Raw genomic sequence first — 12,727 nt, forward strand, 5'->3', positions numbered from 1 at the left:
CAGTACGGACAGATATAAGCGCCAGCTGGTTCTGGATATCACCCGCGTGATTTCGTGATGCGGCGGACCACTTCATACTCACGAAATATTGCATCTTTAGGCTGTCGGCTTGCCAAATCCGTACCAGCAGGTCGGAACGCGGCAGCTCTTTCACCCAACCTGAAGACCGCAATGATCATCAAACGACATCAGATCGCCAGCGCCGCAGCGCTGTGCGTGACCCATGCACTGGTTGGCGTGCATGCCCAGACTACTTCCACCGCAGCGGCGCCCCTGCTGGCCGCCGCCGAACCGCAAGCCGTGATCGTCACCGGCACCCGCGCCAGCAACCGCACCCAGTTCGACACCCTGGCGCCGGTCGACGTCTTCAGCCGCGAAGAGATCGCGGCCGTCGAGTCGGACGACCTGAACGACGTGCTGGCGCAGCTGGTGCCGTCCTATGTGGTGCAGCGCCTGCCGATGGCCGACGGCCAGGTCTTCGTGCGGCCGGCCACCCTGCGCGGGCTGTCGCCGGATCAGACCCTGGTGCTGGTCAACGGCAAGCGCTTCCACCGCAGCGCCTTCCTCGGCGCGCGCGGCTCGCAGGCGGCCGACATGGCGCAGATCCCGACCAGCGCCATCAAGCGCATCGAGGTGCTGCGCGACGGCGCTTCGGCCCAATATGGCTCCGACGCGATCGCCGGCGTCATCAACATCATCCTCGACGACACGGCCGGCGGAGAAATCAACGCCCAGCATTCGCAATACGGCGAAAACGACGGCAAGACGAATACCGTGCGCGCCAAGTATGGCTTCACGTTCGGCGAATCGGGCCGGATCAACCTGTTCGCCGAAGCGGCGGACGCCGACCCCACCTCGCGCACCCGCCAGCGCCAGGATGCGATCGCCTTCCAGGCGGCCCACCCCGAGCTGCAGGTGCCGAACCCGGTCCAGCGCTGGGGCCAGCCGGAGCTGGAAAGCCAGCGCATCGGCTACAACGCCAGCGTGGGCCTGGGCGGCGAGCTTGAAGCCTACAGCTATGGCCTGTTCGGCCGCAGCGAAGGCGTGTCGGACTTCAACTGGCGCAATCCCGACACCAGCGGCAGCGTCTATAACAAGACGGCGGCCTTCCCCGGCTGGGACGTGCGCAGCATCTACCCGACCGGCTTCAGCCCGCAATACAGCAACGAGCAGGACGACCTGCAGGTGCTGGCCGGCGTGCGCGGCCGCTTCACCGATGCGCTGGGGTGGGACCTCTCCGCCTCGTATGGCCGCAACCGCATCGACTACGGCCTGCACAACTCCATCAATGCCTCGCTGGGCCCGAGCAGCCCGACGTCGTTCGACCTGGGTCGCCTGACCCAGGAAGAAAAGCTGGTCAACGCCAATTTCAACTACGAGTGGAACGTGGCCGCGCTGGCGCGGCCGGTCAACGTCGGCTTCGGCCTCGAGTACCGCAACGAACGCTATGGCGTGCGCGCCGGCGAGGCGGCCTCGTATGCGGTCGGCCCTGGCGCCGCCTACGGGCTCGACCCGAGCGCCAACGGCGCGCCGGGCTTTTCCGACCGCCAGGCCGGCCGCTGGGACCAGGACAGCTACGCCGCCTATGTCGACGTCGAGGCGCCGCTCACCGAACGCTTTTCGGTCGGCGCCGCGCTGCGCTACGAGGATTTCTCGGAATTCGGCGACAGCGTCAACGGCAAGCTGTCGGCGCGCTATGAGGTCACGCCCGACCTCGCCGTGCGCGGCTCGTACTCGACGGGCTTTCGCGCCCCGACCCCGGGCCAGCTGAATACCAGCAGCACCAGCCAGGGCCTCGACACCCGCACCCTGCTGGTGTTCACCAGCGGCCGTCTGTCGACCAGCGATCCGATCGCCGTGGCGCTCGGCGCCAAGGCCTTGACGCCCGAGGAATCGAACAACCTGTCGCTGGGCCTGACCTGGAAGGGCGCCATGGGCTTGTCGGGATCGGTCGACCTGTACCAGATCAAGCTGCGCGACCGCTTCAGCACATCAAGCTCGTTCCCGGTGCCGGCCGGGATGGCCAATCCGCTGCGCTACACCTCGGTCAACTACTTCACCAACGACTTCGACACCACCACCCAGGGCATCGATATCGTGGCGAACCACCTGAGCCGCGTCGCCGACGGCCGGCTGAACCTGACCCTGGCCTACAACTACAACAAGACGCAGGTCGACGACGGCAGCACCGCGGTCGCCTCCAACCTCACCCAGCGCACGATCTTCGAAGACCGCCTGCCGCGCCAGAAGGCCACCATCGGCGCGACCTACGAGCGCGGCGCCTGGAGCGCGCTGGGACGGATGCGCCACTACGGCGCCTGGACCGACAGCACCGGCAATGCGACCGGCGACATCTTCCAGCGCTTCGGCGCGATGCGCTTCTTCGACGCCGCGCTGAGCTACAAGGTCACGCCGAAACAGACCCTGCGCTTTGGTGTCGACAATGTGTTCGACAAGTATCCCGACGAAGCGGTATTCCAGGCTAGCCGCGGCCTGATCTACTCGCGCAATGCGCCGTACGACACCGATGGGCGCAACCTGTATGTCGACTATACGGTTAAGTTTTGAGCCGGCCCGACCCGCAACGGCGGGCCTGGCTGCGGGCTGGTCTCGCGACATCGCTGGCGCCGGCAGGCGCGCTGGCGGCTGCGGCGCCGGTGCTGCCCGAGCTGGCTCCGCCCGCGATGACGCCGGCCGCGCTGGCGCTTGACAACGCCTATTGGGGCCGCGTGGCCGCGCACTACGACGTCACCGAGGAAGTAGCGATGCTCGATAACGGTTACTGGGGCTCGATGGCGCGTCCCGTGGTCGCGGCCTACCAGCGTCACGTGGCCGAGGTCAACCACGGCAACGCCTTCTACGGCCGCCTGCGCTTTCCGCCCGAGTACGAGGCGGCGCGCGCTGCGGTCGCCGGGGCGCTGGGTGTGGAGCGCGACGAGATCGTGCTGACGCGCGGCGCCACCGAGGCGCTGCAGGCGCTGATCGGCGGCTACAACCGGCTGCGGCCGGGCGACACCGTGCTGTGCGCCGACGTCGACTACGACAATATGATCACGACCATGGGTTGGCTCAAGGAGCGGCGCGGCGTCGAGGTGGTGCAGATCGCGGCGCCGGACGCCGCCACGGCGACCGTCGAGTCGCTGATCGACTGCTATGCGCAGGCGATGGAGCGCCATCCGAAGCTCAGGATGATGCTGCTCACCCACGTCAACCACCGCAACGGCATGGTCATGCCGGTGGCCGAGATCACGCGCATGGCGCGCGAGCGCGGCATCGGCGTCATCGTCGACACGGCGCACGGCTTCGGCCAGCTCGATATGCGCATCCCCGACCTGGGCTGCGACTACGCCGGCATCAACCTGCACAAGTGGATCGGGGCGCCGGTGGGCGTGGGCGCGATTTATATCCGGCGCGGCAGGGTGGCCGACATCGATCCGTATATGGGCGAGAAGGACGGCGATGATATCCGCACCCGCGTCCATACCGGCACCGTCAACTTCGCCGCCTACCTGGCCTTGCCGCTGGCGCTGGACATCCACGCGCGGATCGGCGTGGCCAACAAACAGGCGCGCCTGCACTACCTGCGCAACCGCTGGGTGGATGCGGCGCGCGGCATCGGCGGCATCGAGGTGCTGGCCTCACCCGACCAGCGCCTGACTAGCGCGATCGCCTCGTTCCGCCTGCGCGGCAAGACCTCGGTGGCCGACAATGTCGCGCTGTCCAAGCGGCTGCTGCAGGAGCACGGCGTGTTCGCCGTCATGCGCGACGGGTTGGCGTCGGGCGCCTGCGTGCGGGTGACGCCGGCGATCTTCACCCAAGAGTCGCAGGTCGATCGCCTGGTTTCCGCCTTGCGCGCCTGAGGCCTATATCGGCGCAATGAGCCGGCGTATGCGTCCGGTCATATACTGTTGTGGTCGTTGCAATATATGATCGGACGTATTCTTCCTTGTAAAGGGACGCCATGGCAGCTTCCTATCCGCGCGACCTGGCCGGCTACGGCCGCAATCCGCCGCATGCGCGCTGGCCCGGCGGTGCGCGCATCGCCCTGCAGTTCGTCCTGAACTACGAAGAGGGCGCCGAGAACTGCGTGCTGCACGGCGACCCGGCCTCCGAAACCTTCCTGTCCGAGATCGTCGGCGCCAGCGCCTTCCCGGCGCGCCACATGAGCATGGAGTCGCTCTACGAATACGGCTCGCGCGCCGGCCTGTGGCGCTTGCTGCGGCTGTTCGAGGAGCGCCGGCTGCCCCTGACCGTGTTCGGCGTGGCGCAGGCGCTCGAGCGCCATCCCGAGGCCGTCGCCGCGTTTCGTGAACTCGGGCACGAGATCGCCTGCCACGGCCTGCGCTGGATCTCTTATCAGAACGTCGACGAGGCGCTTGAACGCGCGCACATGAAAGAGGCCGTCGAGATCATGCGTTCCCTGCTTGGTGCCGCGCCGCAGGGCTGGTACACGGGACGCGACTCGCCCAATACGCGCCGGCTGGTGGTCGAGCATGGGGGATTTACCTATGACGCCGACCATTACGGCGACGACCTGCCGTTCTGGCAGCGGGTCGAGGCGGCCGGGCCGGATGGCGCCGTGCGCAGCACGCCGCACCTGGTGGTGCCATACACGCTCGACACCAACGACATGCGCTTCGCCACGGCCCAGGGCTTCAATTCCGGCACCCAGTTCTTCGACTACCTGAAGGACGCCTTCGACGTGCTCTATGCGGAAGGCGACCCCGCTGGCCTAAACCGGCCCAAGATGCTGTCGGTCGGCCTGCACTGCCGCCTGGCGGGGCGGCCCGGGCGGACGGCGGCGCTGGCGCGCTTCCTCGACTATGTGATGCAGCATGACCGTGTCTGGGTGACGCGCCGCATCGATATCGCCAATCACTGGAAAGCGGTGCATCCTTACGTGGAATGACGAGTGAAAGCGCGCGCCTGATATATTAGAAATTGATGATAATCAATATCAGAAGTTGATGATATGAGTAGGGCTGCCGGATGGTAGCCTTCCGCCCTTGGCGAACAATAAAGTTCCACTCCGAGACAGGCATGTCAGAACCGATCCGATTCCTCTTCCGTGGCGAGGTGCGCGAACTGCGCGAGGCGCCGCCGACGCAAACCATCCTGCAGCATCTGCGGGAGGACTTGCGCTGCACGGGCACCAAGGAAGGCTGCGCCGAAGGCGACTGCGGCGCCTGCACTGTGGTGGTCGGCTCGCTGGAAGACGGCCACCTTGCACTCAAGTCCATTAACGCCTGCATCCAGTTCACTCCGACGCTGGACGGCAAGGCCCTGTTCACGGTCGAAGACCTGGCCGCATCCGACGGCGCGCTGCATCCGGTGCAGCAGGCGCTGGTCGAGTGCCACGGTTCCCAGTGCGGTTTCTGCACGCCGGGCTTTGCCATGTCGCTGTGGGGCATGTACCTCAAAAAAGAGGGCCGTGTGCCCGCGCGCTGCGAGATCGACGATGCGCTGTCCGGCAATCTGTGCCGCTGCACCGGCTACCGTCCCATCATCGATGCCGCGCGCCGCATGGTCGAACTTCCGCCTGTTGCTTTCGATAAACATGCGCTGGCCGAGCGCCTGCGCGGCCTGCAGCGCAGCCACGGCTTCAGCTACACGGCCCACGGCCAGCGTTTCCACGTGCCGCGCACGCTGGACGAGCTGGTGGCCTTGCGCGCCGCGCACCCTGATGCCGTGCTGCTGGCCGGTTCGACCGACGTCGGCCTGTGGGTTACCAAGCAGCTGCGTACGCTGGACGACGTCATCTACCTGGGCCAGGTCGAGGCACTCAAGACGGTGAGCGAGGATGCCGGCATGCTGGAGATCGGCGCCGGCGTATCGCTGCAGGATGCCTACGCGGCGCTGTGCGAGCGCTATCCGGCCGAACTGTCCGAGCTGTGGCAGCGCTTTGCGTCGCTCCCGATCCGCAACGCCGGCACTCTCGGCGGCAACGTCGCCAACGGTTCTCCGATCGGCGATTCGATGCCGTGGCTGATCGCGCTGGGCAGCCAGGTGGTCCTGCGCAGCATGGAGGGCACGCGCGTGCTGGCGCTCGAAGATTTTTACCTGGGCTACCAGCAGAAAGACCTGCGCGCTGGCGAATTCGTGCAAGCCGTGCGCGTACCGCTGCCTGCCGCTGGGCTGCGCTTCCGTACCTATAAACTCGCCAAGCGCTTCGACCAGGACATCTCGGCCGTGTGCGCGGCCTTTGCCGTGACGCTCGACGGCGACACCATCGTCAACGCGCGCATCGCCTTCGGCGGCATGGCGGCCACGCCGAAGCGCGCGCACGAAGCCGAAGCCGTCCTGCGCGGCCAGGCCTGGAGCGAGGCCACGCTGCGCGCGGCTATGGCGGCGCTCACGCGCGACTATGCGCCGCTGAGCGACGCGCGCGCCTCCGGCAGCTACCGCATGCGCACCGCGCAAAACCTGTTGCACCGCTTCTGGCTGGAGACGCGCCCGGAAAATCCGCTGCCGGCCAGCGCCGTCAACGCCTTTGCCAGCCTGTGAGGGATTGATCATGAACGATGCAGGCTTGAACCGCGTGGATGCCTGGGCCGAAGTCGGCCGCGCCCGCAAGCATGAATCCGCCGAGCTGCACGTGCGCGGCCAGGCTACCTATACCGACGACATCGCGGAACTGGCCGGCACCCTGCACGCGGCCCTCGGCCTCTCGGCGCGCGCGCATGCGCGCGTCAACGGGATCGACCTGGCGCCGGTGCGCGCCAGCCGCGGCGTGGTCGCGGTGCTGACGGCGACCGACATTCCCGGCCTGAATGATTGCGGACCGATCGTCCACGACGATCCGATCCTGGCCGATGGCCTGGTCCAGTACGTGGGCCAGCCGATCTTCATCGTCGTCGCCGACAGCCATGACAATGCGCGCCGTGCGGCGCGCCTGGCCGTGGTCGATTACGACGACCTGCCCGCCATTCTGACGCCGCAGGCGGCGCGCGCCGCCGCATCGTACGTGCTGCCGCCGATGCGCCTGGCCCGCGGCGATGCGGCGCAGGCCTTTTCTCGCGCGCCCCACGTCGTCAAGGGCGAGCTGCACGTGGGCGGCCAGGAACAGTTCTACCTCGAAGGGCAGATCGCCTATGCGATCCCCGGCGAAGACCGCGGCATGCACGTGTATTGCTCGACCCAGCACCCGAGCGAGATGCAGCACGTGGTGGCGCATGCGCTGGGCCTGCACTCGCATCACGTGACGGTCGAGTGCCGCCGCATGGGCGGCGGCTTCGGCGGCAAGGAATCGCAGTCGGCGCTGTGGGCGGCGGCGGCATCCATCGCGGCGGTGCGCACGGGCCGCCCGGTCAAGCTGCGCGCCGACCGCGACGACGATATGCTGGTCACCGGCAAGCGCCACTGCTTCCACTACGAGTATCAGGTCGGCTACGACGACGAGGGCCGCATCCTGGCGGCGAAGGTGGACATGGTCACCCGCGCCGGCTACTCGGCCGACCTGTCGGGCCCCGTCGCCACGCGCGCCGTCTGCCACTTCGACAATGCCTATTACCTGTCCGACGTCGAGATCCGCGCCGCCTGCGGCAAGACCAATACCCAGTCGAACACGGCTTTTCGCGGCTTCGGTGGACCGCAGGGCGCGATCGCCATCGAGTACGTGATCGACGAGATCGCGCGCAAGCTCGGGCGCGATGCGCTCGACGTCCGGCGCCTGAACCTGTATGGCAAGACGGAACGCAACGTCACGCCCTTCGGCCAGGAAATCGTCGACAACGTGCTCCCCGAGCTGCTCGCCGAGCTCGAAGCCGACAGCGATTACCGCGCCCGGCGCGCGGCGATCGGCGACTACAACCGCGCCAGCCCGGTGCTCAAGAAGGGCCTGGCGCTCACGCCGCTCAAGTTCGGCATCGCCTTCAACGTCACCCACCTGAACCAGGCTGGCGCGCTGGTGCACGTGTATGTCGACGGTTCCATCCTGGTCAACCATGGCGGCACCGAGATGGGGCAGGGCATCAACACCAAGGTAATGCAGGTGGTGGCGCATGAGCTGGGCGTGGAACTGGGGCGGGTGCGCGCCACCGCCACCAATACGTCCAAGGTCGCCAACACGTCCGCCACGGCGGCGTCCACCGGCGCGGACCTGAACGGCAAGGCGGCCCAGGATGCGGCGGGCAAGATCCGTGCGCGCCTGGCCGACTTCGCCGCCAGCCAGTACGGCGGGCAGGCGAGCGAAGTGCGCTTCGCGGCCGGGACCGTGTTCGTCGCCGGCCTGGCGCTGCCGTTCGAGGAACTGGTGGCGAAAGCCTACCTGGCGCGGGTGCAGCTGTGGTCCGACGGTTTTTATGCGACGCCCGGCCTGCACTGGGACGCGAAGACGATGACCGGGCGGCCGTTCTCCTACTTCGCCTATGGCGCTGCGGTGTCGGAGGTCGTGGTCGACACGCTTACCGGAGAATGGAAACTGCTGCGCGTGGATGCGCTGTACGACGCCGGCCGCTCGCTCAATCCCGCGATCGACATCGGCCAGGTCGAAGGCGCCTTCATCCAGGGCATGGGCTGGCTGACGACGGAAGAACTATGGTGGAACCCTGCCGGCAAACTGATGACGCATGCGCCGTCCACCTACAAGATCCCGGCCGTCTCGGATTGCCCGGAGGATTTTCGCGTGCGTCTGTTCGATAATGCCAACGTCGAGGACAGCATCCACCGCTCGAAGGCGGTCGGCGAGCCGCCGCTGCTGCTGCCGTTCTCGGTTTTCTTTGCGATCCGCGACGCCATCTCGAGCGTGGGCGATCACCAGATCAATCCGCCTTTGAGCGCGCCGGCGACGTCGGAAGAGATCCTGGATGCGATCGCTTTTGTCGAGGCGGCGCGCGCATGACGAACGACTGGCTTCATCCGCACGCAGGCACGGCCGCCATGCTGGTCACGGTCGCGGCCGTGAAAGGCTCGGTGCCGCGTGAGCCGGGGGCGAAGATGCTGGTGCGGGCCGGGGATTTCGACGGCACCATCGGCGGCGGCCACCTCGAGCACCGCGCCCTGGACATCGCCCGCACCATGCTGCAGCTGGGCGAAGCGCGCCGCTTCGAACGCTTTCCACTTGGTCCAAGCCTGGGCCAGTGCTGCGGCGGCGTGGCCTGGCTTGCATTCGAGCGCATGGAAGTCGAGCAGATGGACATCCTGCGCGCGCGCCGCCACCAGGATACCTGGCGCCTGGTCGCCCTCGACGGCGCCAGCGAATGGACGCTGCTCGACGAAGCGGGCCATCGCCTCGCCGGTGCGGTCACGACGCCAGCCCTTGCAGCGCAAGGCGACACACGCGTGGTCGAAGGCGAGGGCGGTCGCCGCTGGATGCTCGACGCCATCCTCGCGCCGCGCGACCACCTGATGCTGTTCGGCGCCGGCCACGTCGGCGCTGCCATCGTGCGCGCACTGGCGCCCTTGCCATGCCGCGTGAGCTGGGTCGACGAACGCGACGACCTGTTCCCGGCCGACATCCCCGCCAATGTGACGGTGGAAGCGACCGACACCCCGGAAGCACTGGTTCAAAAAGCCGCCCCCGGCACCAGCTTCCTGGTCATGACTCACAGCCACGCGCTCGACCTGCGCCTGTGCCACGCAATTCTGTCTCGCTCAAGCAAGGAATGGTTCGGCCTGATAGGATCGAGTACCAAACGCAGCCAGTTCGAGGCGCGCCTGCGCGAACGCGGCATCGATGCCGCGCGCATCAACGATATGGTGTGCCCGGTGGGCCTGCCCGGCATCGAGGGCAAGGCCCCGGCCGTGATCGCCGCCTCTGTCGCGGCCCAGCTGCTGTCCGTGTGGGAAGCCGCTCACCACCCTGAAGAACAACCGGAACTCTCGTAATGTCCACCGCATCACCCAATCTGCAAGCCTACCGTGCCAGCTTGCTGCACTTTCGCGCCGACCCGGCTTTCGACGACCAGGCCGCGCTGTGGCATGAAGACGGCCTGCTGGTCGTCGACGATGGCCGCATCAGGGCCGCCGGCGACTACGCCGCGCTGGCGCCGACCCTGCCGCCCGGCCTGGAGCCGGTCGACTACCGTGGCAAGGTGATCGCCCCCGGCTTCATCGACACCCACCTGCATTACCCGCAGACCGACATGATCGCCTCGCCGGCGCCGGGCCTCTTGCCTTGGCTGGAGACCTACACCTTCCCGAGCGAGCGCCGCTTCGAGGACCCGGCGCATGCGCGCGCGACCGCCGAATTCTTCCTGGACGAGCTGCTGCGCTGCGGCACCACCACCGCCGTGGTGTACTGCACCGTGCATCCGCAATCGGTCGACGCTTTCTTCGAGGCCAGCGAAGCGCGCAACCTGCGCATGGTGGCCGGCAAGGTGCTGATGGACCGCAACTGCCCGGACTTCCTGCGCGACCTCGAGGGCGACCTGGGCCAGAGCGAAGACCTGATCAATAAATGGCACAAGCGTGGACGGTCGCTGTATGCGATCACGCCGCGCTTCGCCCCGACCTCGACCGACGTCCAGCTGCGCCTGACCGGCGAGCTGGCGGCGCGCCACCCGGACACCTTCATCCAGACCCACGTCTCGGAAAACAAGGACGAGTGCACCTGGGTGAAAGAGTTGTTCCCGCAGGCGCGCAGCTATCTCGATGTGTACGAACGCTTCGGGTTGATGCGTCCGCGCGCGCTGTTCGGCCACTGCATCTGGCTCGACGACGAAGACTTCGCGCGCATGGCGGCCACCGGGTCGGCCGCCGCCGTGTGTCCGACCTCGAACCTGTTCCTGGGCAGCGGCCTGTTCGACTTCGAACGCGCCGACAGCGCGCGCGCGCTGCTCTCGCTGGGCACCGACGTCGGCGCCGGCACCTCGTTCTCGATGCTGCAGACCATGAACGAAGCCTATAAGGTGGCGCGCCTGAAAGGCAGCTACCTGCCGGCGCTGCGCATGTTCTACCTCGCCACCCTGGGCGCGGCGCGCAGCATGCGCCTGGAAGACACGATCGGCAGCTTCCAGCCCGGCCTGGAAGCCGACTTCGTGGTGCTCGACCGCGAGGCGACGCCGCTGCTGGCGCGCAGGACGGGTCACTGCGACTCGCTGGAGGAACTGCTGTTCGCGCTGGCGCTGCTGGGAGACGACCGCACGATCGCCGCGACGTACTCGGGCGGACGCAAGGTGCACCAACGTTGATTTGGCAATATTGCCAATGGTGAACGGAGCAGTTAGAGTGGCGCGATTCAATATTCACCCAGAAAGCACACTATGCACAAGACATTGACCGGCAGCGCGCTGCTGGCGCTGGCCGTGGCCGGCGCCCCGGCCTGGGCCAAGGAGCCCGCCGCCAACGCCAATGAAGCGGCCACCGCCCGCCACTACGCAAGCCTGATCGCGGGCGAGCAGCCGAAACTGTCCGAGCTGACGATGTTCTTCACCCAGATGCCGAAGGGCGGCGACCTGCACCACCATTATTCGGGTTCGGTGTATGCCGAGACCTATACCGAATTCGTCGACAAGCAGGGCTTCTGCATCAACACGCAGACCTGGCGCATCGAAACCGACAAGGCCGTGGTGGCGCGTGAACTCGCGCGGCCGGCCGCCCAGCGCACCTGCAAGTCGGGCGCCGATGTACGGGCCGACGAAGACACCTGGCGCGAAGTGGCCAAGCGCTGGTCGAACAAGGATTTCCACAACCACACCAATCTGCAGCCGGCGCCCGACCAGCGCTTCTTCCAGAGCTTCGGCTACTTCGGCCCGGTGGCCAACGACAACCTGCGCGAAGGCCTGCAAGAGATCAAGGGGCGCGCGATCGCGGAAAATGTCGGCTACATCGAGACGATGTTCCTGCTGTCGCCCTTCATCGCCAACCCGGACTTCGATAGCCAGGCCTGGGCCAATGTGAGGGACGACAAGGCGCTGGACAATGCGCTGCGGGCCAAGCTCAAGGCACTGGACCAGGACGCCGCCTTCAACAAGTCGATCGACGACTTCGTCCAGCAGATCCATGCCGCCTCCGAGGGCATCGACGACGAGCGCTTCACCATGCGCTATCAGAACTACACGCTGCGCCTGTTGAACCCGTCGCAGGTATTTTCGGCCATGGTGTCGAGCTTCAAGGCGGCAGCCAAGGGCGGGCGCGTCGTCGGCCTGAACATCGTGGGCCAGGAAAGCACCCACGTCTCGATGCGCGACTACACCCTGCACATGAAGATGTTCCGCTTCCTGAAGTCGGTCTACCCGGACGTGAAGGTGGCAATGCACGCGGGCGAACTGGCGCTGGGCGACGTGCCGCCGGAAGGCCTGAAGTTCCACATCGACCAGGCGCTGGCGGTGGCGGGCGCCGACCGCATCGGCCACGGCCTGGACCTGGCGCACGAGGCGAATGCCCCGGGCATCATGAAGACCATGCGCGAGAAGGACATCCCGGTCGAGATCAACCTGACCTCGAATGCCTTCATCAACGGCGTGTCGACCACGAACCATCCGCTGAACCTGTACCGCAAGTATGGCGTGCCCTACGTGATCTCGACCGACGACACCGGCGTGACCCGCCACACGCTATCGCATGAATACATGCAGTTCGCCAGCCAGTTCAAGCCGAGTTACGCGGAAGTGAAGAAGGCGTCCTACAACAGCATCCGTTACGCTTTCCTGCCCGTGGCGGAAAAGCAACGACTGACTCGGCAGCTGGATCAACGTTACACGGAATTCGAAGCAAAGATCGCGGCGCTCGGCGCCTCGGCGGTCCGCGGCAAATAAAGTGTGACATCCACGGCCCGGCGCCCGCCGGG

General features: G+C 66.9%; 8 protein-coding genes. All 8 read left to right on the top strand.

Annotated features, from left to right (window positions below):
- Nucleotides 1–171 precede the first annotated feature (171 nt).
- The 8 genes from AC3A6F_RS01650 (at nucleotide 172) to AC3A6F_RS01685 (ending at nucleotide 12,695) form a co-directional block, all read left to right on the top strand.
- Nucleotides 172–2,568: a TonB-dependent receptor plug domain-containing protein gene (locus AC3A6F_RS01650; protein WP_487678227.1), complete on the top strand. Its 2,397-nt coding sequence runs from the start codon at nucleotides 172–174 to the stop codon at nucleotides 2,566–2,568.
- Nucleotides 2,565–3,860 (top strand): aminotransferase class V-fold PLP-dependent enzyme, encoded by a 1,296-nt coding sequence (locus tag AC3A6F_RS01655; protein WP_487678228.1) that lies wholly within the window; start codon nucleotides 2,565–2,567, stop codon nucleotides 3,858–3,860. Before AC3A6F_RS01650 ends, AC3A6F_RS01655 begins: the two co-directional genes overlap by 4 nt.
- Before the next feature lie 101 nt (nucleotides 3,861–3,961).
- On the top strand, nucleotides 3,962–4,909 hold the full coding sequence (gene puuE, locus AC3A6F_RS01660) for an allantoinase PuuE (protein WP_487678229.1): 948 nt from the start codon (nucleotides 3,962–3,964) through the stop codon (nucleotides 4,907–4,909).
- A 131-nt stretch (nucleotides 4,910–5,040) separates the two neighbouring features.
- Nucleotides 5,041–6,504 (top strand): xanthine dehydrogenase small subunit, encoded by a 1,464-nt coding sequence (gene xdhA, locus AC3A6F_RS01665; protein WP_487678230.1) that lies wholly within the window; start codon nucleotides 5,041–5,043, stop codon nucleotides 6,502–6,504.
- 10 nt (nucleotides 6,505–6,514) lie between these two features.
- Nucleotides 6,515–8,839 carry a xanthine dehydrogenase molybdopterin binding subunit gene (gene xdhB / locus AC3A6F_RS01670; RefSeq protein WP_487678231.1) on the top strand — a complete coding sequence of 775 codons (2,325 nt, stop codon included), beginning with the start codon at nucleotides 6,515–6,517 and terminating at the stop codon, nucleotides 8,837–8,839.
- Complete coding sequence (gene xdhC / locus AC3A6F_RS01675; protein ID WP_487678232.1) at nucleotides 8,836–9,825, top strand: xanthine dehydrogenase accessory protein XdhC; 990 nt, start codon at nucleotides 8,836–8,838, stop codon at nucleotides 9,823–9,825. The genes xdhB and xdhC overlap by 4 nt, the downstream gene beginning before the upstream one ends.
- Nucleotides 9,825–11,129 carry a guanine deaminase gene (gene guaD / locus AC3A6F_RS01680; RefSeq protein ID WP_487678233.1) on the top strand — a complete coding sequence of 435 codons (1,305 nt, stop codon included), beginning with the start codon at nucleotides 9,825–9,827 and terminating at the stop codon, nucleotides 11,127–11,129. The genes xdhC and guaD overlap by 1 nt, the downstream gene beginning before the upstream one ends.
- 72 nt (nucleotides 11,130–11,201) lie before the next feature.
- Nucleotides 11,202–12,695: an adenosine deaminase gene (locus AC3A6F_RS01685; protein ID WP_487678234.1), complete on the top strand. Its 1,494-nt coding sequence runs from the start codon at nucleotides 11,202–11,204 to the stop codon at nucleotides 12,693–12,695.
- The last annotated feature ends 32 nt before the right edge of the window (nucleotides 12,696–12,727 follow it).

Source organism: Massilia sp. Soil_C_3 (assembly GCF_057657035.1).